Raw genomic sequence first — 21,794 nt, 5'->3', positions numbered from 1 at the left:
CTCGCCGACCGCATCCGAGAATGGCTCGCCCGCGACGACCGCCACATCACCATCCGCCCCGTCATCAACCTCAACGACCACTGCAACGGCAGCGAAGACACCGGCCACCACGGTCACCAGCGGCCAGACCCCTACGTCCCCACCTTCCTCACCGCCGAGAAAGTCCGCCTCCGCAACCCCACCTGCGTCTTCCCCCACTGCACCAAGAAGTCCAGGTCCTGCGACCTGGACCACCTCACCGCCCACACCAGAACCGGCATCACCTGCGAATGCAACCTCGCACCCCTATGCCGACACCACCACCAGCTCAAGACCCACGCCGGCTGGCGCTACCAACAACTCACCCCCGGCACCTTCCTCTGGCACGAACCCCACGGCCAGACCATGCTCGTCACCCCCACCGGCACGAGAGACCTCACCGACCCCTGAGGCACGATGACGCCATGACCCGTGGCCCTGACGAGAGCCTGCCGGTGGACTGGCCGTTGTTCGGTCTCCGCCTGCAGTGCCGCGAGATCGCTCTCAGGCCCGTCTGCGAGGCGGACCTGGAGCGTCTGGCAGCGATCCAGCCCGACGACTACGAGCACGATCCTGGCGCCGAGGTGTTCCAGGGGCTCGATGACGCGCAGCACCGGAGCCGGCTCGTCTACCAGGACTACTGGCGTTCGATGGGCACGTGGTCGCCCTCCTCCTGGTCCCTGGCCTTCGTGGTCGAGCACGAAGGGCACCCGGTCGGGATCCAGTCGCTCGAGGCCGATGACTTTCTGGCGGTGCGCACCGTCGACTCCGGCTCGTGGCTCGTGGCTCGTGCCGTCGGTCCGCGGCCGAGGCATCGGGGTCGCCATGCGGATGGCGGTCCTGGCCCTGGCGTTCGACCACCTGGGGGCGCTCGCAGCCGTCACCTCGGCCCGTCGCGACAACGGCGCTTCTCTCGGCGTCGCCCGCCATCTGGGCTACCGCGACAACGGGATCAGCCTCAACGCGTCGGGACGGGGACTGATCGAGCTCACGCACCTGCGACTGACGGCAGCAGACTGGAGGTCGTCGACGCGCACGAGTCGGGTGCGCGTGACCGGACTCGAGCCGTGCCTGCCGTGGTTCGGTCTGGCACCGCCCACGGCGCTCAGGGAGGGCCCTCCTCCCGGGTGACTGTCGCGGTGAACGTCGTCGACGCCTCGGGAGCAGGTGACCCGGTCTCGTCGTTGACGAGCGACACGACCCGCAGGCCGGCCGACGCACACAAGGCATGGAAGCCTGACGGTGTGTGCCAGTGGATGAGCCACTCCCGGTCGGCGACCTCGACCCCAGCCGGGGTGACCCGCTCGTAGCGTGCGGTCGTGACCCGGGTCCGCCGCTGCGGGTCGACGACCTCGGACAGCGACGTGTAGCGGAGCTCGACGTCGGGATCTTCCGAGGCCGAGAGCGTCACGTCGAAGTCGTCCGGAGGGGTGGGCGCGGGCACCCAGAGCGGGACGAGGGCCGCTCCGTCCTCCGTCAGGTGATCCCTGATGGCGTGCAGGGCCCGGGACGCGGTGTCGTCGTCCGGGAGCAGGTTGAACGTCGGGCCGGCGAAGTAGATCGAGGCATAGCGACGCTCCAGGTCGAGGCTCTCGGCGCGCTGGTGGAAGACGCCGGTCGTGAGGCCGCGCTCGGCCGCCTTCTCACGGCACCGCGCAACCATGTCGGCCGAGGAGTCGACACCGTCGACGTCGAGGCCCGCGGCACACAGGTCCAGCAACGGCTCCCCGTCACCGCAGCCGATCTCCAGCGCGGGCTCGCCGTGTCGCTGGACGAACCTCACGTAGGGCTCCGGGTCGAAGGTCGACGACTTCAGCCTGGCGTAGGCGTCCACCACGATCCCGGAGTAGAAGTCAGCCGGGTCCATGGCGCCACTCGTCGGCGAGCAGGGCATAGCCCACCTCGTCGATCCAGCCGAGCTCGTGGTGCCACAGCGCCTTGACGGAGAGCCGCTCGCGGCGCATGCCCGCTTGCTCGAGCACGGCCACCGAAGCGGTGTTGTCGGCGTAGGCGGCCGCAGTGACACGACGTAGCCCCAGCCCGTCGAAGGCCGCTCGAAGCAGGGCCAGAGCCGTCGCACTCCCGATGCCCTGGCCGGCGACCCGGGGATCGACGATGTAGCCGATCAGTCCGTCCGTGCCGCTGGGACACCCAGGCTGACCGGGGCCGTCGACCACGTCGAGGAAGCCCATCGCGACGACCTCGCCGTCGCGCTCCACGACACAGGAGAAGTCGGTCGGACTCTCAGGCACCGCGAGCCACTCCCGACGCAGGTCGTCGGGATCGACGTGGGTGCGCACCATGAAGCGGTTGATGCCGGGGTCGTTGCGGAAGGACTGCAACGTCTGCACGTCCGCCTCCACGGCATCGCGAAACAGCAGGCCGTCGGCCCGCACCGGCCACGGACTCGGGTGCGTCACCTCGGGGAAGCTCACGGCAGCACCAGGTCGGCCACCCGACGCAGGTCGTCGGTGAGGTCCTGCTCGCAGAGGGTGGCCTGGTCGCCGCACAGGTCGAAGTCGTAGACGAACCGGTCGGGCTGGGGCGCACTCACGGCGACCCGGTGCAGGTCGATCCGCCCAACAAGGTCACGCAGCTCGCCGGCCCGCGGGTCGGCCCCGAGGTCGACGTGGGCCTCGGAGGTCTGGCCGGCGAAGCCACCCGAGCGTCGTACGACGACCCGGTCGGTCGCGGCGAGCAGGTCGGCCGCCGGGGCGGCGGGCCGGGTCGTGGGAGCGGACACGCTCGGGGTGACCCCGACCCCCGCCCAGGCCTCCTCGACAGCACTGACGTCCACGTCACCCAGGGCAGCGGCAGCAGCGACCGTGGCCGCGGCGAAGCCGGCGAAGTCGCTGCGGGGCGTGACGTGGTCACCGGTCAGCGCGGCGAACCACACGCGACCTGCGCCCTCCCAGCTCGAGCCACCGATCGCCACGGCGGCGAGGTGGAAGGCGCGGTTGGGGATGCCGGAGTTGAGGTGGACGCCGCCGTTGTCGTCGGTGGTGTCGAGGTAGGCGTCTAGGTGGGCCGGCTGCGGGTCCTGGCCGAGCGCGGGGTCGTTGTAGGCCGTGCCGGGGGCGGCCATGTCGCGCAGCCCGCGCGCCCGGACCCCCGGGAGGAACAGGCCCGCCCCGATCAGCCAGTCGGCCGCGAGCGCGGTCTGGCCGAGCAGCCGCTGCTTGAGGCAGCTGGCGAAGACGTCGGAGACCGACTCGTTGAGCGCGCCGGGCTGGCCTTCGTAGACGAAGCCGGCCGTGTGCTCGGTGACGGCGTGGGTCAGCTCGTGGGCGAGGACGTCGACGGGCTTGGTGAAGCGGTCGAAGACCCGACCGTCACCGTCACCGAAGACCAGCTGCGTGCCGTCCCAGAACGCGTTGACGTAGTCCTTCCCGAAGTGGACGGTCGCCGAGACCGTGGCACCTGCACCGTCGTAGGAGGAGCGTCCGTAGACCTCCTCGAAGAGTGCCAACGAGCCGCTGATGCCCAGCGCCGCCTCCTCGACGGCGACGTCCTCGGACGGCGGGTCGCCTGCGCGGCGGGCCACCTCGCCCGGGAGGTCGGTGCCGGTGCCGGCCGTGTGGACGACCCACGCCGGGCCGCGCGCGACGGCCACGCCACGGCGTACGCCCGGGGCCTGCGCGCGCCGGAGCCGCAGGTCCTCGTCGATCGCGAGCAGCCGGCGCCAGCGGTCCGCCTCCTCGGGGACGGTGAGCGCGAGCTGCTGGAGCAGGTAGGGCGGGACGAAGCAGTGGAGGGAGCAGTGACGGGTCCGAGACATGTCCCCAGCGAACCCGACACCGCCGACAGCGGCAAGGGCAGCAGGCACTGGAACGCCCGCTCGGCCCCGTGCGCTTCACTGGCTGCATGAGCAACGACCACGTCCCCGCCCACGCCCTCGCGACCGCCAGCGGCGTGGACGACGAGCGCCTCGCTGGGCTGCGGTGGTGGAACGTCGCGCTCGCGGTGCTGCACGCCGCGCAGGCAGTGGCCGTGCTCGTCCTCGCCACCGACTTCGCGATCACGTTGTCCAACTCGTTCCCGACAGGACCGCCCGGCTCCCGGGTCGCCGACCCGGCCGCGGCCTTCGACGTGCCCGTCGGCGCCGCGATCGCCGTCTTCCTGGCGCTGGCGGCGATCGATCACGGCCTGACCGGGACGGTGCTGCGCGGCCGCTACGAGAGCGACCTGCGCGGCGGCCTCAACCGCTTCCGTTGGGTGGAGTACTCACTCAGCGCCACGATCATGATCCTCCTGATCGCCTTCTACGCCGGTGTCACCCAGCTCACCGCCGTGATCGCGATCGTCGGTGCCAACGTCTCGATGATCCTCTTCGGCTGGCTGCAGGAGGTCATGAACCCGCCCGGGCGTCGCAGCACCACGATGCTGCCGTTCTGGTTCGGCTGCATCGCGGGTGCGACGCCGTGGGTGGTCATCACCCTCAACATCATCGGCTCCGAGACCGTCCCCGGCTTCGTCTACGGGATCTTCGTGTCGCTCTTCGTGTTCTTCATGAGCTTCGCGCTCAACCAGTGGCTGCAGTACCGCGAGATCGGGCCGTGGCGCAGCTATGTCTTCGGCGAGAGGGCCTACCTGGTGCTCAGCCTGGCCGCGAAGTCCGCGCTCGCCTGGCAGATCTTCGCGGGATCACTCGCGAGCTAGTGACGCCCCTCTCACCCGGCGCCGGGACCGGGCGCTGAATCGTGGGATGGGTGAGGTCGCGACTAGACTCCACGAGGCCCATCGGGGCCCCCTGCACCTCCACTGGAAGAGTCGTCGTAGCCCCATGTCTGAGATCAAGTCCGCCAACCTGCGCAACGTCGCGATCGTCGCGCACGTCGACCACGGCAAGACCACCCTCGTGGACGCGATGCTCCGCCAGGCCGGCGCCTTCACCGAGCACGAGGCCGAGAGCGTGGCCGACCGGGTCATGGACTCCGGTGACCTCGAGCGCGAGAAGGGCATCACGATCCTCGCGAAGAACACCGCGATCCACTACAACGGCCCGTCGGCCCCCGGCGGCATGACGATCAACATCATTGACACCCCCGGCCACGCCGACTTCGGTGGCGAGGTCGAGCGCGGCCTGTCGATGGTCGACGGCATCGTGCTCCTCGTCGACGCCTCCGAGGGCCCGCTGCCCCAGACCCGCTTCGTGCTGCGCAAGGCGCTCAACGCCGACATGCCCGTCGTGCTGGTCGTCAACAAGGTCGACCGCCCCGACGCCCGCATCGAGGAGGTCGTGGAGGAGACCTACGAGCTCTTCATGGACCTGCTCGACGAGTCGCACAGCCAGGACGCGCTCGACTTCCCCGTCGTCTACGCCTCCGGCAAGGTCGGCCTGGCCGCCATCAAGCAGCCGGCCAACGGCACCATGCCTGACGCGACCGACCTCGAGCCGCTCTTCAAGACGATCATCGACACGATCCCCGCGCCGCAATACACCGAGGGCGCGCCGCTCCAGGCCCACGTCACCAACCTCGACGCCTCGCCGTTCCTCGGCCGTCTCGCCCTGGTCCGCATCCACGAGGGGCACCTCAAGAAGGGCCAGAACGTGGCCTGGATGCGTCGCAACGGCGACGTCAAGACCGTCAAGATCACCGAGCTCCTCGTCACCGAGGGCCTCGAGCGCAAGCCCGGCCCCGAGGCCGGCCCCGGCGATATCGTCGCCATCGCCGGCATCCCGGAGATCACCATCGGCGAGACCCTCGCCGACCCGGAGAACCCGGTCGCCCTGCCGCTCATCCACGTCGACGAGCCGGCCATCTCCATGACCATCGGCACCAACACCTCGCCCCTGGTCGGCCGCACCAAGGGCGGCAAGGTCACCGCCCGTCTGGTCAAGGACCGCCTCGACCAGGAGCTGATCGGCAACGTCTCGCTCAAGATCCTCCCGACCGAGCGCCCCGACGCCTGGGAGGTCCAGGGCCGCGGCGAGCTGGCGCTGGCGATCCTCGTCGAGCAGATGCGTCGCGAGGGTTACGAGCTCACCGTCGGCAAGCCGCAGGTGGTCACCAAGGACATCAACGGCAAGGTCCACGAGCCGGTCGAGCGCCTGACGATCGACGCCCCCGAGGAATACCTCGGCACGATCACCGAGCTGCTCGCCACCCGCAAGGGCCGCATGGAGTCGATGACCAACCACGGCACCGGCTGGGTGCGCATGGAGTTCCTCGTGCCCGCGCGTGGCCTGATCGGCTTCCGCACCGAGTTCCTCACCGACACCCGCGGCACCGGCATCGCCCACCACATCTTCGAGTCCTACGAGCCGTGGGCCGGCGAGATCCGTTCGCGCAACAACGGCTCGCTCGTCGCCGACCGCAAGGGGGCCACCACGGCCTACGCGATGACCTCGCTGCAGGAGCGCGGCGTGATGTTCCTCGAGCCCGCCACCGAGGTCTACGAAGGCATGATCGTCGGCGAGAACTCCCGCGCCGACGACATGGACGTCAACATCACCAAGGAGAAGCAGCAGACCAACATCCGGTCCGCCACCTCCGACAACTTCGAGAAGCTGATCCCGGCCAAGAAGCTCTCGCTCGAGCAGAGCCTGGAGTTCTGCCGCGAGGACGAGTGCGTCGAGGTCACGCCCGACTCGGTGCGCATCCGCAAGGTGATCCTCGACGCCCACGAGCGCGCGAAGATCGCGAGCCGGGTCCGCAAGGGGAGCAAGTAGCCGGCGAGCGGCTCCAGCTCTTCACGCTGGTCCTGCTGACCACCGTCACGGCGGTGGTCAGCAGCCTCGGCGCACCGCTCGTCCCCGCGATCGCGCGGCACTACGACTTAGCGGTCACGGACGCCCAGTGGGCGCTGAGCGCGACGATGCTCGCGGGCGCCGTCACGACGCCGATCCTGGGTCGCCTGGGCAGTGGCCGGCTGCGGCGTCCGGTGATCCTGGGCGGGCTGGCGCTGGTCCTCGCCGGCTCGGTCCTGGCGGCCGTGCCGTGGGGCTTCGCGGCGCTCGTCACCGGACGGTCGTTGCAGGGCGTCGGCCTCGCGCTGGTGCCGCTCGCGCTCGCGGTCGCGCGCGACGTCGTACGACGGGAGCGGAGGTCGTCGGCCATCGCCCTGCTGTCGGTGAGCACCGTCGCAGGCGCGGGGCTGGGCTATCCCGTGACCGCGTTGGTCGCGGAGGTCGGCGGCCTGCCGGCGGCGTACGGGCTCGGCGGCGTGCTCACCGCGGTCACCCTCGCCATGGCCTGGCGCTTCGTGCCGGCCAGTGTCGGCGAGCCGCCGGCCCGCGTCGACTGGCTCGGCGCGGTCCTGCTCTCGGCGGGGATGGTCGGCGTGCTGCTCGCCGTCACCCGCGGCGCCACGTGGGGCTGGCTGTCGCTGCTCACCGGTGGGCTCGGCACCGCCGGTTTCCTGCTGCTGGCGGCGTGGGTGGCCTGGACGCTCCGCAGCCCGCACCCGCTCGTCGACCTGCGCCTCGCCGCACGGCCCGGGCTGTTCGTGCCCAACCTGACCGCACTGATGGCCGGGATCGGGATGTACGGACTGCTAACCCTCGTCGTCGTGCTCGTCCAGAGCGACGGCGGCTGGGGGCTCGACCAGCCCGTGACCGTGGCCGGGCTGATGCTGGTGCCCTACTCGCTCGCGAGCATCCTGGGCAGCCGGCTGGAACGCGTGATCGGGCGGCGCCTGGGGTCGGGGGCGCTGCTGCCGGTCGGGTGCCTGATGTTCTTCGGCGCCTCCGCGACGCTGGCCTTCGAGCACGACCACCTGTGGCAGGCAGCGCTCTGCATGGGCATCGGCGGCCTCGGCAGCGGCCTGACGTTCTCGTCGCTCGCGGTGCTCATGGTCCCCCACGTCCCGCGCAGCGAGACCGGCAGCGCCCTGGCGTTCAACCAGGTGCTGCGCTACCTCGGCTTCGCGGCCGGCGCGTCCCTGAGCGTCACGCTGATGGGGGTCTTCGGCGGCGGCGCAGCGGGCTTCCGGGCGGCCCTGCTGATCCTGTCCTCGACGTCGGTCGTCGCCGCCGCTGTCGCCTACGGCGTCGGTCGGCGCGAGGCGGGCGCGGGCGTTGGCGCCTCCGAGTGACGAACATCCCACCCCCAAAACAGTTGTCGCTGGCAACTATCCGCCTACGATCTCCCGGTGACCACCGTCTCCACCGCCACCCACACCACGCCAGCTGACGAGCCGGACCGCTCGCACCGGGCCGGGGTGTCGATCATCGTGCTGTGCTTCGGCGGCCTGATCGCGTCACTGACCCAGACCCTGGTGATCCCGCTCCAGGGCAGCCTGCCGGTGCTGCTCGACACGACCTCCGCCAACGCGTCGTGGGTCGTGACGTCCACGCTGCTCGGCGGTGCGGTGGCGATGCCGATCGCGGGCAGCCTGGGCGACCTCTTCGGCAAGCAGCGGGTGCTGCTGATCAGCTCGCTGATCCTGGTCCTCGGCTCCGTGATCTGCGCGCTCTCCGACACGCTCCTCCCGATGCTCGCGGGGCGCACCCTCCAGGGCCTGTCGATGGGCTTCATCCCGGTCGGCATCAGCCTGCTGCGCGAGATCACCAAGCCCGCGCAGACCGGCACCGCGATCGCCGCGATGAGCGGCACCCTCGGTGTCGGCGGCGCGATCGGCCTGCCGCTGGCGGCCTACGTCGCCGACGCGTTCGACTGGCACGTCCTGTTCTGGCTCTCCGGCGTGCTCGCCGTCCTCGTCGCGATCGCGGTCGCGGTCGTCGTGCCGCACGTCCCGTCAGTCAAGGGTGGTCGCCTCGACGTCGTCGGCGCGCTCGGCCTCGCGGCCGGACTGGTCATCACGCTCGTCGGCATCACCAAGGGCGGCGACTGGGGCTGGGGCACCGCCCGCCCGTGGCTGTGCCTCGTGACCGGCGCGGTCGTGCTCGTCGCCTGGGGCTTCTACGAGCTGCGCCACCCCGCGCCGCTGGCGGACCTGCGCGTCACGGCCCGCCGTCCCGTGCTCCTGACCAACCTCGCCGCCGTCGCCATCGGCTTCGGGATGCTCGCGCAGGCCATCGTCGTGCCGCAGCTGCTCCAGCTGCCCGAGTCGACCGGCTACGGCCTGGGTCAGACGCTCCTCGCCGCCGGCCTCTGGATGGCGCCGGGCGGCTTGGTGATGATGGCCTTCGCGCCGGTCTCGAGCCGCCTGATGACCGCCTTCGGGGCGCGGATCACGCTCGCCATCGGCGCGACCGTGCTCGCTCTGGGCTACCTCGTCGGCGTCTTCTTCATGGACGCCTCCTGGCAGCTGCTCGTCGTCACCTGCATCAGCTCCGCCGGCGTCGGCATCGGCTATGCCGCGATGCCCGCGCTGATCATGAGCTCGGTGCCCCTCTCCGAGGCCGGGGCGGCCGTGGGGTTCAACGCGCTGATGCGATCGGTCGGTACGACGACCTCGGCGGCCGTCATGGCCGGTGTGCTCGCCGCCTCGACCACCGACTTCGGCGGCTTCCCGCTCCCCTCCGAGGGCGCCTTCCGCGCGTGCTTCCTGATCGGTGCCGGCGCGGCGCTCAGCGGGGTCGTCCTCACGCTGCTGATCCCGAAGCAGACCCCCGCGAGGGTCTAGGTCGCGGGCTGGTCGCGCCTCAGCAGCGTCACGACCTCGTAGTGCCGCGTGTGGGGGAACATGTCGAGCAGCCGCGCCTCGACCGGCCTCCACGACGGCATCGCGGCCAGGTCGGTGGCGAGGGACGCGGCGTTGCAGCTGGAGTAGATGACCGTCCGCGCCGACGACTCCTCGAGCCGCGACGCCAGCACAGGACCGAGACCCCGTCGCGGCGGGTTGACCACCACCAGGTCGGCGTCGACCGGCCACTCGGTCGCGTCACCGACCACGAAGTAAGCCGTCAGCCCGGCCGAGGCCGCGGTCGCGGTCGCCCCTGCCACGGCCTCCGCACTCGCCTCGACACCGACGACCCGACGACCGGGCGCAGCGAGGTGCAGCGCGAAGCCGCCGACGCCGCAGTAGAGGTCGAGCACCGACGTCGGCGCGACGTCATCGGCCCACGCGGCAGCCTGGCGGTAGAGCACGGCCGCCAGCGCGGTGTTGGTCTGGAAGAAGCTGCGCGGCGGCAGCTGCAGGACGAGGTCGTTGACCCGCATCGGCAGGGTCGACCGCTCGGTCAGCACCTCCTCGTGCTCCCCCTCGAGCACCGCCTTGTGCTCGGGCTGCAGATTGACCGACACGACAGCCAGCACCGGCGCCGCGGCCAGCAGCCCCGGCAGGTGCTTGCGGATCCGCAGCACCGACTCCGAGGTCCGCAGCACGAAGCGCAGCAGGAACTCCCCGTCCGGCGACTCCGTGACCAGCAGGTGCTTGAGCTCGCCTCGTCGCGTCGCCACGTCGTACGGCGTGAGCGCGGCCGTGCCCACGAAGTCGGCGAGCAGCGGCAGCAACGCGTGCACCGCCGGCGAGTAGAGAGGGCACGAGCGCAGGTCGACACCGGACCCGTGCGGGTCGAGGATCCCCAGCGTGGGCTGGGCTGTGGTGCCGGCGACGACCATCTTGGCCTTGTTGCGGAAGCCCGCCTCCGGGCTCGTCACGGTCGGCAGCCACACCAGGGCGTCGCTCTGTCCGCCCAGGGCGGCGAGCCGCGCCCGGCACTCGTCCTCCTTGGCGCGCACCTGCACGTCGTACGCCGTGTCCAGCTCGCTGCACGAGCGACACCGGCCGGCGTCGAAGTAGGAGCACTGCACGGGCCCAAGGCTACGGTGGCGGCATGCTCACTGCGATCGCGACCGGCGCCCTGGCGGGCGTCGCCACGGGCTTCGTGCTCCAGCGCGGGCAGCTGTGCTTCCACTCGGCGATCCGGGACTCGCTGGAGCGTCGCTTCCTGCTCGTGCGCGGCTGGGCCCTCGGGGTCGCGATCGGTGCCGTCGGGCTGGCCGTGCTGTTCCTGCTGCCGGGAGCCGAGGAGCTCAACCGCGGCCTGGCGTTCCGGCCGGTCGCCAACATCAGCGGCGGCCTGCTGATCGGGGTCGGCATGGTCGTCGCGCGCTCGTGCGTCTCCGGCCTGTTCTACAAGCTCGGGTCCGGGATGCTCGGGGCGCTGGTCGGCCTCGGCGGCTGGGCGGTGGGCGAGCTGGCCGCGCGCGATCTGACGATCCCCGGCCCCACGCTGCTCCCCGGCGGCGAGGAGGCGACGCTGCCCGGGATCCTGGGGCTGCCGCGCCTGCTGGTCGCCGTCGTCCTGCTGGTGCTCGTCGCGTTCGTGCTGCTGCGCCGGCCGCACCGGGACGACCGGCCGGGAGGTGCGTGGGGGTGGCAGCGGATCGGCCTCGGCCTGGGCGCTGCCGTCACGCTGGCCTGGGCGCTCGCCGCGATTGGTGGCTCCTCGTTCGGACCCAGCTCGGTCGGTGCGGTCGTGAGCATCGCCGACAGCGACCCGAACTACTGGCTCGTCGCGTTCCTGCTCGGCATCGTCGCCGGCGGCACCGTCGGCTCCCGCACCGGCGACCCGCGCGCCGGCGGCTTCCGGCTCCGGGGGGAGCCGCGCGTGCGCTACTTCCAGCTCGCCGCCGGAGGCGTGCTCCTCGGCGCCGGCGGCTGGATCGCCGGCGGCTGCAACCTCGGGCACGGCCTGTCCGGGGTCGCCCAGCTCAGCGTGTCGTCGTACGTCGTCGTGGCAGCGATGTTCCTCGGCGTCACTGCGGCAGCCGCGGTCTCTCGGCGGCTGGCGCTCACGCCAGCGCGAGGAACAGCTTCTCCATCTTCTTGACGTCGACGCCGTCGAGGCCGTCGTTTCCCGCGTCGGTCAGGCACTGCTGTAGGCCGGTGGCGACGATGGCGTAGCCGGCGCGCGAGATCGCTTTGTTGACGGCGGCCAGCTGGGTGAGGACGTCCTCGCAGGAGGACCCCTCCTCCATCATGCGGATGACGCTGGCGAGGTGGCCGTTGGCGCGCTTCATCCGGGTGATGATCGGCTTGATGTCGGTGGGCTCGAGCTCCATCACTTCCCCGCTTCCACCGCGGCGACCGCGTCCAGGGCCCGCGAGAGGCGGGTGCGGGCGTCCTCGGAGACCGCGCGGAGCGCGTCGGAGTCGCCGGCGAAGGAGGTCATCACGGCCGGGTCGAAGGCCTCGACGACCGTGGTCGTCTCCCCCACCGAGCGGACCACGACGTTGCACGGCAGCAGGGCCGCGATCGAGGGCTCGGCCTGCAGCGCCTGGTGCGCGAGCTCGGGACGGCAGGCGCCGAGGATGATCTGCGGCGCGACGTCGACGTCGAGCTTCTTCTTGAGGGTCGCCTTCAGGTCGATCTCGGTCAGCACGCCGAAGCCCGCCTCGGCGAGCTGCTCGCGTACGGCCGTCACCGTCTCCTCGTAGGGGAGCTGCGCGGTGATCGAGAGCGTGTAGTCAGCCATCGTCGTTCCTTCCGTCATGTCGGCGGGCCCGTCCAGGCTCCCCGTGCCGTCAACTGTACAACCCCCCTGGGGGTTCTGCTAACGTCGACGACGTAACCCTCCCGGGGGTTCCTCCCGATCAGTCCACCGGGCCGAGAAGCCAGGAAGGAACGACGACATGCGAGAGATCGACATCGAACAGACCGCCATCGCCCTCGAGGGCGGAGGCACGCTGATCGACGTGCGCGAGACCGCCGAATTCGCCGCAGGCCACGTCCCTGGCGCCGTCAACATCCCCATGGGTCACCTGACCAACCGGATCGGCGAGCTCGACCGCACCGCCCCGGTCCACCTCATTTGTGCCTCCGGCAACCGCAGCGCCGCGATGACCGACGTCCTCGTCGCCCAGGGCTTCGACGCCGTCAACGTGCTCGGCGGCACGGGCGCCTGGATCCGCTCCGGACGACAGGTTTCGACCCGATGAGCGCGCCCGTGAGCGGCCTCAGCGACTTGACGATCCTGCCGATCGAGACCCCGACCCTGGGTGACCGCAGCTACCTCGTGCACGACGGCGAGGTCGCCTTCGTCGTCGACCCGCAGCGCGACATCGACCGCGTGCTGGCGCTCCTCGACGAGCACGGGGTCCGGCTCACCCACGTGCTCGAGACCCACATCCACAACGACTACGTGACCGGCGGGTTCGCGCTGGCGGCCGCCACCGACGCGACGTACGTCGTCAACGGCGCCGACGACGTCTCCTTCGACCGCACTCCCGCCACCGACGGCGACGTCCTCGAGATCGGCGCGCGGATGCGGGTCACCGTGCTCGCGACGCCCGGCCACACCTTCACCCACCTCTCCTACGCATTGCGCGACAGCGCAACCGGCACCGACGTCGGCGTCTTCTCCGGCGGCTCCCTGCTCTTCGGCGCCACCGGCCGTCCCGACCTGCTCGGCCCCGACCACACCCAGGCCCTGGTCCGTCACCAGCACGCCTCGGCGCACCGGCTGGCCGATCTCCTGCCCGACGAGGCCGAGGTCTTCCCGACGCACGGCTTCGGCTCGTTCTGCTCGGCCACCCAGTCCGAGGCGACGTCCTCGACGATCGGTCTCGAGAAGGACAGCAACCCGGCCCTGACCCAGGACGAGGAGACCTACGTCCGCGAGCTGCTCGCGGGGCTGGGCGCCTGGCCGGCCTACTACGCGCACATGGCTCCGGCCAACGCCGCCGGTCCGGCCGCGCCCGACCTGAGCGCCCCGGCGCTCGCCGACGCCGACGAGCTGCGCCGGCGCATCGAGGCCGGCGAGTGGGTCGTCGACCTGCGCAACCGCACCGCCTTCGCGGCCGGTCACGCCCGCGGCACCCTCAACTTCGGGCTCGACGGCGGGTTCGCGACGTACCTCGGCTGGCTGGTCCCCTGGGGCACCCCGATCACCCTGCTCGGCGAGACCGCCGCGCAGGTCGCCGAGGCGCAGCGTGAGCTGGTCCGCATCGGCATCGACCGGCCGGCCGCCCACGCCACGGGCTCGCAGGCCGACTGGGCGACCGGCGCCCTGGCGAGCTTCGCCACCGCGAAGTTCGCCGACCTGGCCCAGGTCCGCCACCACCGCGAGGTCGTCGTCCTCGACGTCCGCCGCACCGAGGAGCACGCGGACGCCGCGATCCAGGGCGCCGTCAACATCCCGCTCCACGAGCTGTGGAGCCGGGTCGAGGAAGTGCCGTCCGGTGAGGTCTGGGTCCACTGCGCCGGCGGCTACCGCGCGTCGGTCGCCGCCTCGATGCTCGACGCGCAAGGCCGCTCCCTGGTCGCGATCGACGACACCTTCGACAACGCCGAGGCCGTGGGCCTGCACCTGGTGGGGCCGGCGGCGTGACCCTCGTCCTCGCGGTCGTCGCCGGCGCGCTCATCGGGCTCAGCCTGGGTGCGCTCGGTGGCGGCGGCTCGATCCTGGCGGTCCCGGTGCTGGTCTACCTGCTGGACCAGTCCCCGGCCCAGGCGACGACCGGGTCGCTGGTCGTCGTCGGCACGACCGCACTGATCGGCGCGATCGCCGCCCACCGGGCCGGCAACGTGCTGCTCGCGCGCGGCGCCACCTTCGGGATCGTCGCGATCGGCGGCGCGGTGCTCGGCGCCAAGGCGTCTGCCCACGTCGACGGGGACGTCCTGCTCGTCGCGTTCGCCGCACTGATGCTGCTCGTGGGCGCCCTGATGGCCTGGCGGCTGCTGCGCCTGGGCGACGCCGCCGCCGGACCGTCGCACGCCGCCCGCCCGTCCCTGGACGACCCGATCATCACCTTCAGCCCGACCTTCGCCTGTGCCTGTCCCCGAGCGCTCAAGGTGCTGGTCACCGCCACGGTGGTCGGCCTGCTCACCGGCTTCCTGGGCGTCGGCGGCGGATTCCTCGTCGTGCCCGCGCTCCTCATCGCCCTCGCCCTCCCCCTGCCGTACGCCGCCGGCACGTCGCTGGTGGTCATCACCATCACCAGCGCGGCCGCCCTCGCGACGCGCGCCGGGGTCGGCTCGGCACCCGACTGGGGCGTCGTGCTCGTCCTCACCCTGGTCTCGGCGCTCGCTGCCGTCGCCGGCACCCGCCTCGCCGACCGCGTCGACACCCGGCGCCTCTCCGGGGCGTTCACCGTCCTGGTCCTCACCGTCGCCGGCTACACCGCCACCCAGGCCCTGCCCGCCCTCCTCTGAAAGAACGGACACCCCCATGAGCACCACCACCGCCAGCCGCGCCAGCGGACCGACCGGCTCCGACCCGGACTCCGCGCCGGACTTCACGCCGGGCTTCACCCCCGGCCCGCTCGGTCGCCTCGGCGTCTGGGTGACCAACCACGCCAAGCTCGTCACCGGCATCTGGGTCCTGCTGATCGTCGGCCTGGGCGCCTTCGCCCCCCAGGTCGAGCAGAACCTCTCCGGCGCCGGCTGGCAGGCCGACGGCTCCGAGTCCGTCGCCGCGCGCGAGCTGGCCCAGGAGAGCTTCGGCGGCAACGCCTCCTCGGCCATCCAGGTCGTCGTGCACTCCACCGACGGACCGGTGACCGAGGGTCCCGGCGCCGAGGTCCTGGCCCAGGTCACCCGGATGCTCGAGGCCGAGCCCCGCATCGCGGAGGTGATCCAGCCGATGCCCGGCGCCACCGTGAGCCAGGACGGCACCACCGCGATCATCCTCGCCGGCGCCGGTGCCGACACCAACGAGATGGTCCGCGTCGCCACCGACCTCAAGGGCGACCTCCAGGACCTGTCGGTCGAGGGCATCCAGGTCAACCCGACCGGCTCCTCGCTGCTCTGGTCGGACTTCAACGAGGCCAACCTCGAGGCCATGCTGAAGTCCGAGCTGGTCTCCTGGCCCGTCACCATGGCGATCCTGGTGCTCGCCTTCGGCGCCCTCGTCGCCGCCGGACTCCCACTGATCCTGACCCTCGCCGGGCTCGTCGCCTCGGCCGGCTCCCTGGTGCTCATCAACGAGCTCGTCCCGGTCTCGATCTGGGCGATGAACTTCGCCATGATGTTCGCCCTCGCGCTCGGCATCGACTACGCGCTGTTCCTCGTCGTCCGTTACCGCGCCTCCCGCATGGGGGCCGGCAACTCCGCGCGCCAGGCCGTCGCCGAGACCATGGACACCGCCGGCAAGGCCGTGCTGCTCTCCGGTGCCACCGTGCTGATCTCGCTGTCGGCCGTCATGCTCGTGCCCTCGCCCTCCTTCCGCTCGATGGCCGGCGGGATCATGCTCTCGGTGGTCTTCGTCCTGGCCGCGACGCTCACCCTGCTGCCCCTCGTGCTGTTCAAGCTCGACCACAAGATCAACAAGCTCTCGCTGCCCTGGGTCAAGACCGGCGAGCACCGCTCCGCGAAGTTCGCCGCCTGGGGCGAGCGGCTCTGGAAGCGCCCCGTCGTCTGGGGCCTGGGCGCGCTCATCGTGCTGCTGGCGCTGGCCGCGCCGATCATCGGCCTCAAGACCGCGATGCCCTCGATCAAGGTCCTGCCCGAGGACGCCAGCGCCCGCATCGGCTACGACCTCGTCCAGGAATCCTTCGGCGAGGGGGCACCCGGCACGCTGCAGATCGTGATGAAGGCCTCCGACGCCGACGCCGCGACCGCCGTACTCTCCTCCGATGCCGGCATCGCCGGCGCCATGCCCGCCATGCCTGCGGCCGACGACAGCGGCCTGGTCCTGATCCAGGCCGTCCCGACCGTCGACCCGTCCGACCCCACCCTCGGCGACACCGTCGACCGGCTCCGCACCGACCTCCCCTCGAGCGCGCTCGTCGGAGGCGCAGCCGTGGAGAACCTCGACCTCAAGACCCAGCTCGACGACTCCACGCCGTTGGTGATCGGGGTCGTGCTGGTGCTCGGCTTCCTGCTGCTGCTCATCGCGCTCCAGGCGCCGCTGATCTCGCTGCTCGGCACGTTGGCCAGCCTGCTCTCGACGGCCGCCGCCTTCGGCGTGGCCCGCCTGGTCTTCCAGGAGGGGATCGGTGCCGACTTCTTCGGCTTCGAGAGCCAGGGGTTCCTGGACGCGTGGGCGCCGGTGTTCTTCTTCGCGATGATCTTCGCGATCGCCATGGACTACACGGTGTTCCTGCTGGCCTCGGCCAAGGAGCACTACGAGCACTCGGGTGATCCCAAGGACGCGATGGTCGGCTCGCTGGCCCACTCCGGTCGGGTGATCTTCGCCGCCGGAGCGGTCATGGTCGCGGTGTTCTTCACCTTCGCGCTCTCAGGCCCGCTGCCGCCCAAGGAGATGGGCATCGTGCTCGGCGTCGCCGTCCTGCTCGACGCGTTCCTGGTCCGGCTGGTGCTGCTGCCGGTCATGCTGCGCCTGACCGGCAAGGCCGCCTGGTGGTCCCCCGCCTGGCTGCGCAAGGTCCTGCCCACCATCACGTTCTCCCACGGCTGACCTGCCCTCACCACTCCCCCGTCATCACCCCTCCACCCAACAGATCGGAGCACCACCATGTGTCGAGCAGTCACCTGCAAGAAGTGCGACAAGACCACCTGGTCCGGCTGCGGCCAGCATGTCGACCAGGTCCTGGCCGGTGTCCCGCGAGCCGACCGCTGCGCAGGCCACCCGCGGGAGGTTGGGTCGGGCCTGTTGAGCCGGATCTTCGGGCGGTCGTCGTGAACCTCGACCGCGCCGTCCTCCTCCTCGCCGGCACCATGATCCTGCTCAGCGCCCTGCTGGCCAGCCTGGTCTCGCCGTGGTGGCTGCTGCTGACCACCTTCGTCGGGCTCAACCTGGTGCAGTCGAGCATCACCGGCTTCTGCCCCGCGGCGCTCGTCTTCCGCCGGCTCGGCGTCAGCAGCGGGTGCGCCTTCCGATGAGCCACCGGGATCGCAGGGGTGGCGACGCTCCCGGCATGCTGGGGCGATGAAGCTCGAGCTGCTCGTCATACCCGACTGTCCCCACGAGGGGCCCGCGCGTGAGCTGGCGCTGACGACGCTCGCCGACCTGGGGCTCACCGACGAGCTGACGACCACGGTCATCACGACCCAGGCCGAGGCAGAGGCCCGGGGCTTCGTCGGGTCACCGACGTTCCTCGTCGACGGCGAAGACCCCTTCGCCCAGCCGGGAGCGCCAGCCGGTGTCGCGTGCCGGGTCTACCGCACGGGCGACGGCTGGTCCGGACTGCCGTCGGGGACCGACCTGCGGGCCGCCCTCGTCAGCCGAGGAGGGTGCGCATGAGCCACACCGACCGGACCCAGCACTGGGACACCGTCTTCGCGACCCGGGCCACCGACGAGGTCTCGTGGTTCGAGGCGAGCCACGACCTCTCGGTCTCGCTGCTGCGAGAGCAGCCGGGCTCGGTGGTCGACATCGGCGCCGGGGCCGGCACGCTCGCCGACGAGCTGCTCGCCGACGGCCGCAGCGACGTCACCCTGCTCGACATCTCCCACGAGGCCCTGGCCGTCACCCGTGAGCGGCTCGGGTCCTCGGAGTCGCGGGTGGGCTACGTCGTCAGCGACCTCCTGATGTGGGCGCCGGAGCGGCAGCGGGACGCCTGGCACGACCGCGCCGTCTTCCACTTCCTCACCGACCCGACCGACCAGGCGGCGTACGTCGACCTGGCCGCGCGCGCCGTCCGCCCCGGCGGTCTCCTGGTCCTGGCCACCTTCGGCCCCGACGGCCCCACGGCCTGCTCGGGACTGCCGACCGCACGTCACTCCGCTGCCGAGCTGGGCGCGCTCTTCGCGCCGGTTTTCGCGGTGACCCACGACGAGGTGCGCGTCCACCACACCCCGGGTGGCGCCGACCAGCAGTTCACCTGGGCCGTGATGCGACGCAGCGGGACCTGGGGGTCCGAGGACCTTCGCCCCTTGACCTAATACCCCATGGGGGTATGTTGGGTCCATGAGCAGTCATCACCACACCTCGCACCCGGCCGCCACTACCGGGCCCACCGCCGGTGTCGACGGAGGCGCGGCGGTCGAATACACGTGTCCGATGCACCCCGAGATCCGCCAGCCCGGCCCGGGGGCGTGCCCGATCTGCGGGATGGCGCTCGAGCCCCTGACCGTCACCGCGGACACCGGCCCGAGCGCCGAGCTGGTCGACATGACGCGTCGTTTCTGGATCGGCCTGCTGCTCGCCGTACCGGTGGTGATCCTGGAGATGGGGATGCACTTCGTGCCGTCGGCGTTCGAGTTCGTGTCCGCGAGGACCGCGACCTGGATCCAGCTCGTGCTCGCCACCCCGGTGGTGCTGTGGGCCGGGTGGCCGTTCTTCACCCGCGGGTGGACCTCGGTGCGCACGATGCAGCTCAACATGTTCACCCTGATCGCGATGGGCACCGGCGTGGCCTGGGTGTTCTCCGTCGTGGCGACCCTGGCGCCGGGGATCTTCCCGGACTCCTTCCGCGACATGGGCGGGACGGTCGACGTCTACTTCGAGGCGGCCGCGGTCATCACGGTGCTGGTCCTGCTGGGGCAGGTCCTCGAGCTGCGTGCCCGGGAGCAGACCTCGGGGGCGATCAGGGCGCTGCTCGACCTCACCCCCAAGACCGCGCGTCGGATCGGCACCGACGACTCCGAGGAGGAGGTCACCCTCGACCTGGTCCAGATCGGCGACCGGCTGCGGGTGCGTCCCGGTGAGAAGGTCCCGGTCGACGGGGTCGTCGAGGACGGCCGCTCCTCCCTGGATGAGTCCCTCGTCACCGGGGAGTCGATGCCGGTCTCCAAGAGCGCGGGCGATGCGGTCATCGGCGGGACGCTCAACCAGACCGGGTCCTTGGTCGTGCGGGCCGAGAAGGTCGGCCGCGACACCATGCTCGCGCGGATCGTGCAGATGGTCGCCGATGCCCAGCGCTCACGCGCGCCGATCCAGCGGATGGCCGACCGTGTCTCGGGCTGGTTCGTGCCCGTCGTGCTCGGAGTCGCCGTGATCGCCGCGATCGTCTGGGGCATCGTGGGTCCCGAGCCGCGGCTCGCGCACGCCCTGATCGTGGCGGTCGCCGTCCTGATCATCGCCTGCCCGTGCGCGCTGGGGCTCGCCACACCGGTCTCGATCATGGTCGGTGTCGGTCGCGGAGCCGGGCTCGGTGTCCTCATCAAGAACGCCGAGGCGCTCGAGCTGATGGAGAAGGTCGACACTCTCGTGGTCGACAAGACCGGCACCCTGACCGAGGGACGCCCCTCGGTCACGCAGGTCGTCGCGCTCGACGGCTTCGAGCGTGACGAGCTCCTGCGTCTCGCCGCCGGTGTCGAGCGGGCATCCGAGCACCCCCTCGCCCAGGCCGTCGTCCACGCCGCCGAGGCGCAAGGGATGAGCATCCCCTCGGTGAGCGACTTCGACTCACCCGTGGGCAAGGGCGTCGTGGGCGTCGTCGAAGGACACCGCGTCCTGCTGGGCAGCGCCACCTTCCTGCTCTCCCACGACCTGGACACCACCGCCCTCACCGACCGTGCCGATGAGCTGCGAGCCGATGGCGCCACCGCGATCTTCATCGGCGTCGACGACCGGGTCGCGGGCATCTTCGCGATCGCCGACCCCGTCAAGGAGACCACTCCCGCAGCACTCGAGGCCCTGCGTGCCGAGGGCATCGAGGTCGTCATGCTCACCGGCGACAACCGGGTCACCGCCACCGCCGTAGCCCGGATGCTGCACATCGACCGGGTCGAGGCCGAGGTCCTGCCCGATCACAAGAGCGACATCGTCACCCAGCTCAGGGCCGAGGGACGCGTCGTCGCGATGGCCGGCGACGGCGTCAACGACGCCCCCGCTCTCGCCGCCGCAGACGTCGGCCTCGCGATGAGCTCCGGCACCGACGTAGCGATGGAGAGCGCCGGCGTGACCCTGCTCCGCGGGGACCTCACCGGCATCGTCAACGCCCGCCGCCTCTCCCAGGCCACCATGTCCAACATCCGCCAGAACCTCGTCTTCGCCTTCATCTACAACGTCGCCGGCATCCCCGTCGCCGCCGGTGTCCTCTACCCCACGTTCGGGCTGCTGCTCTCCCCGATCATCGCCGCGGCCGCCATGGCGCTCTCCTCGGTCAGCGTCATCACCAACGCGCTCCGGTTGCGCTCGGTCAGGCTCTAGGAGGGAACCTCCTGATCGGTGCGGTCGGCCCTGGTGTTCAAGGTGGGCGTCAGAGCGGAGCATGGGGCGCACCTGGCGCGCCCCATCTTCCGGGCTGTTCGGAGGGGCCCGACCCCTGACGGTGCTCCCGCCGACGGCGCGGGAGCGCGTCAGCCGGTCAGGCCATTTGCAGGTGCCTGGGGGGACCGTTGTCCATGCGCTCGACAAGCCCGATGGGACGCCATGCTGAGAGACTCGCGGCGAGAGGATGAAGACGATGTTGATCGGGATCTGTGAGGACGACCCGTCGATCCGCCGTCTGGTCTCTCAGGCGATGGGGTTCGCCGGGCACGAGGTCCTGACGGCGTACGACGGAGGTGAGGCGCTGCGACGCTTCGGCGCCGACAGTGCCGTCGACGTGCTCATCATGGACATCGGGCTTCCTGACTCCGACGGCCGCGACGTCACCCAGGCCCTGCGCTCGGCCGGACAATCAGCACCCGTCCTTTTCCTCACAGCACTGGGGACCGTCCAGGACAAGCTCTCCGGCTTCAGCGCCGGCGGTGACGACTACCTGCCCAAGCCGTTCGACGTCAAGGAGCTGATCGCCAGGGTCGAGGCCCTCGCGAAGCGGGGACGGCCAGCGGGAGCTCACGACGCCTCCGGGCTTGTGCTCGACCCAGCCCGGCACGGGGTCAGGTCCGCCCAGGGCGAGGTGCTGCTCACCCCCACCGAGTACAGGATGCTCGCGGCCATCACCTCCCGCCCCGGAGATGTCGTACGACGACGCACCGTGGTCGCCGCCGCCTGGCCCGACGGCGCCGTCGTCGCCGAGAACACCATCGACTCCTTCGTGCGTCGCATCCGCACCAAGCTCGACTCCATCGGCTCCCCCGTCACGATCGAGACCGTGCGCGGTGTCGGGTTTCGTCTGACGTGAGGCTGT

General features: G+C 71.3%; 23 protein-coding genes. 17 read left to right on the top strand and 6 right to left on the bottom strand.

Annotated elements, in window-relative coordinates; genetic code table 11:
- Together BM204_RS22810 and BM204_RS22365 are read left to right on the top strand one after the other, a co-directional pair.
- On the top strand, positions 1–429 hold a 429-nt coding region (locus BM204_RS22810), incomplete at its 5' end, for an HNH endonuclease signature motif containing protein (RefSeq protein WP_177223728.1).
- 189 nt (positions 430–618) lie between these two features.
- Positions 619–1,149 (top strand): GNAT family N-acetyltransferase, encoded by a 531-nt coding sequence (locus BM204_RS22365; protein WP_143099841.1) that lies wholly within the window; start codon positions 619–621, stop codon positions 1,147–1,149.
- On the opposite strand, the gene BM204_RS19190 is transcribed toward BM204_RS22365, so the two are convergent.
- Genes BM204_RS19190 through BM204_RS19180 form a run of 3 tightly spaced genes read right to left on the bottom strand, consistent with a single transcriptional unit; the run spans position 1,124 to position 3,796 of the window.
- Positions 1,124–1,885, bottom strand: coding sequence for a class I SAM-dependent methyltransferase (locus tag BM204_RS19190; protein WP_091116778.1), 762 nt, complete (start codon positions 1,883–1,885; stop codon positions 1,124–1,126). The two genes, BM204_RS22365 and BM204_RS19190, sit on opposite strands and share 26 nt — an antisense overlap.
- The gene (locus tag BM204_RS19185) at positions 1,872–2,453 is read right to left on the bottom strand and encodes a GNAT family N-acetyltransferase (RefSeq protein WP_218031319.1); all 582 of its coding nucleotides are present in this window, start codon (positions 2,451–2,453) and stop codon (positions 1,872–1,874) included. The genes BM204_RS19190 and BM204_RS19185 overlap by 14 nt, the downstream gene beginning before the upstream one ends.
- Positions 2,450–3,796: a protealysin inhibitor emfourin gene (locus tag BM204_RS19180; protein WP_091116777.1), complete on the bottom strand. Its 1,347-nt coding sequence runs from the start codon at positions 3,794–3,796 to the stop codon at positions 2,450–2,452. Before BM204_RS19180 ends, BM204_RS19185 begins: the two co-directional genes overlap by 4 nt.
- 86 nt (positions 3,797–3,882) lie before the next feature.
- Here BM204_RS19180 and heR point away from each other — a divergent pair, with 86 nt between their 5' ends.
- From heR to BM204_RS19160, 4 genes are all read left to right on the top strand, one after another.
- The gene (heR, locus tag BM204_RS19175; RefSeq protein WP_170259256.1) at positions 3,883–4,677 is read left to right on the top strand and encodes a heliorhodopsin HeR; all 795 of its coding nucleotides are present in this window, start codon (positions 3,883–3,885) and stop codon (positions 4,675–4,677) included.
- 124 nt (positions 4,678–4,801) lie between these two features.
- Positions 4,802–6,691 carry a translational GTPase TypA gene (gene typA / locus BM204_RS19170; protein WP_091116774.1) on the top strand — a complete coding sequence of 630 codons (1,890 nt, stop codon included), beginning with the start codon at positions 4,802–4,804 and terminating at the stop codon, positions 6,689–6,691.
- Positions 6,589–8,055 (top strand): MFS transporter, encoded by a 1,467-nt coding sequence (locus BM204_RS19165; RefSeq protein ID WP_091116772.1) that lies wholly within the window; start codon positions 6,589–6,591, stop codon positions 8,053–8,055. The genes typA and BM204_RS19165 overlap by 103 nt, the downstream gene beginning before the upstream one ends.
- Positions 8,056–8,112: 57 nt before the next feature.
- Complete coding sequence (locus BM204_RS19160) at positions 8,113–9,549, top strand: MFS transporter (RefSeq protein ID WP_091116770.1); 1,437 nt, start codon at positions 8,113–8,115, stop codon at positions 9,547–9,549.
- On the opposite strand, the gene rlmC is transcribed toward BM204_RS19160, so the two are convergent.
- Positions 9,546–10,679 (bottom strand): 23S rRNA (uracil(747)-C(5))-methyltransferase RlmC, encoded by a 1,134-nt coding sequence (gene rlmC, locus BM204_RS19155; protein ID WP_091116768.1) that lies wholly within the window; start codon positions 10,677–10,679, stop codon positions 9,546–9,548. The genes BM204_RS19160 and rlmC overlap by 4 nt on opposite strands.
- Positions 10,680–10,702: 23 nt before the next feature.
- Between rlmC and BM204_RS19150 the strand changes: the two genes are divergently transcribed.
- Positions 10,703–11,701 (top strand): YeeE/YedE thiosulfate transporter family protein, encoded by a 999-nt coding sequence (locus tag BM204_RS19150; protein WP_091116766.1) that lies wholly within the window; start codon positions 10,703–10,705, stop codon positions 11,699–11,701.
- On the opposite strand, the gene BM204_RS19145 is transcribed toward BM204_RS19150, so the two are convergent.
- Complete coding sequence (locus tag BM204_RS19145; protein WP_091116764.1) at positions 11,664–11,933, bottom strand: metal-sensitive transcriptional regulator; 270 nt, start codon at positions 11,931–11,933, stop codon at positions 11,664–11,666. The two genes, BM204_RS19150 and BM204_RS19145, sit on opposite strands and share 38 nt — an antisense overlap.
- Positions 11,933–12,346: a DUF302 domain-containing protein gene (locus tag BM204_RS19140; RefSeq protein WP_091116761.1), complete on the bottom strand. Its 414-nt coding sequence runs from the start codon at positions 12,344–12,346 to the stop codon at positions 11,933–11,935. Before BM204_RS19140 ends, BM204_RS19145 begins: the two co-directional genes overlap by 1 nt.
- Before the next feature lie 157 nt (positions 12,347–12,503).
- On the opposite strand from BM204_RS19140, the gene BM204_RS19135 reads away from it, so the two are divergent.
- The 10 genes from BM204_RS19135 to BM204_RS19090 all read left to right on the top strand — a co-directional run bounded on the left by BM204_RS19135 (position 12,504) and on the right by BM204_RS19090 (position 21,788).
- A complete protein-coding gene (locus BM204_RS19135; RefSeq protein WP_091116759.1) occupies positions 12,504–12,809 on the top strand; it encodes a rhodanese-like domain-containing protein in 306 nt (101 codons plus the stop codon).
- Positions 12,806–14,200: an MBL fold metallo-hydrolase gene (locus tag BM204_RS19130; protein WP_091116756.1), complete on the top strand. Its 1,395-nt coding sequence runs from the start codon at positions 12,806–12,808 to the stop codon at positions 14,198–14,200. The genes BM204_RS19135 and BM204_RS19130 overlap by 4 nt, the downstream gene beginning before the upstream one ends.
- Positions 14,197–15,024 (top strand): sulfite exporter TauE/SafE family protein, encoded by an 828-nt coding sequence (locus tag BM204_RS19125; protein ID WP_091116755.1) that lies wholly within the window; start codon positions 14,197–14,199, stop codon positions 15,022–15,024. Before BM204_RS19130 ends, BM204_RS19125 begins: the two co-directional genes overlap by 4 nt.
- Before the next feature lie 16 nt (positions 15,025–15,040).
- Entirely contained in the window at positions 15,041–17,230 is a 2,190-nt protein-coding gene (locus BM204_RS19120; RefSeq protein WP_091116752.1) for an MMPL family transporter, read from the top strand.
- A 57-nt stretch (positions 17,231–17,287) separates the two neighbouring features.
- Positions 17,288–17,455 carry a DUF8730 family Cys-rich protein gene (locus tag BM204_RS23705; RefSeq protein WP_091116751.1) on the top strand — a complete coding sequence of 56 codons (168 nt, stop codon included), beginning with the start codon at positions 17,288–17,290 and terminating at the stop codon, positions 17,453–17,455.
- Entirely contained in the window at positions 17,452–17,655 is a 204-nt protein-coding gene (locus BM204_RS19110) for a YgaP family membrane protein (protein ID WP_091116748.1), read from the top strand. The genes BM204_RS23705 and BM204_RS19110 overlap by 4 nt, the downstream gene beginning before the upstream one ends.
- A gap of 46 nt (positions 17,656–17,701) precedes the next feature.
- Positions 17,702–18,016, top strand: a complete 315-nt coding sequence (locus BM204_RS19105; protein WP_091116746.1) for a hypothetical protein — start codon at positions 17,702–17,704, stop codon at positions 18,014–18,016.
- Entirely contained in the window at positions 18,013–18,657 is a 645-nt protein-coding gene (locus tag BM204_RS23460; RefSeq protein ID WP_091116744.1) for a class I SAM-dependent methyltransferase, read from the top strand. Before BM204_RS19105 ends, BM204_RS23460 begins: the two co-directional genes overlap by 4 nt.
- 25 nt (positions 18,658–18,682) lie before the next feature.
- Complete coding sequence (locus tag BM204_RS19095; RefSeq protein ID WP_091116741.1) at positions 18,683–20,869, top strand: copper-transporting P-type ATPase; 2,187 nt, start codon at positions 18,683–18,685, stop codon at positions 20,867–20,869.
- Between the two features lie 256 nt (positions 20,870–21,125).
- Positions 21,126–21,788 (top strand): response regulator transcription factor, encoded by a 663-nt coding sequence (locus BM204_RS19090; RefSeq protein WP_218031318.1) that lies wholly within the window; start codon positions 21,126–21,128, stop codon positions 21,786–21,788.
- Positions 21,789–21,794: the final 6 nt, after the last annotated feature.

The sequence above is a fragment of the Nocardioides psychrotolerans genome (assembly GCF_900113685.1).
In the GTDB taxonomy this organism is placed as follows: Bacteria; Actinomycetota; Actinomycetes; order Propionibacteriales; family Nocardioidaceae; genus Nocardioides; species Nocardioides psychrotolerans.
Note: the sequence above shows the minus strand (reverse complement) of the source record. Positions and strands in the feature narration are given on the sequence as shown.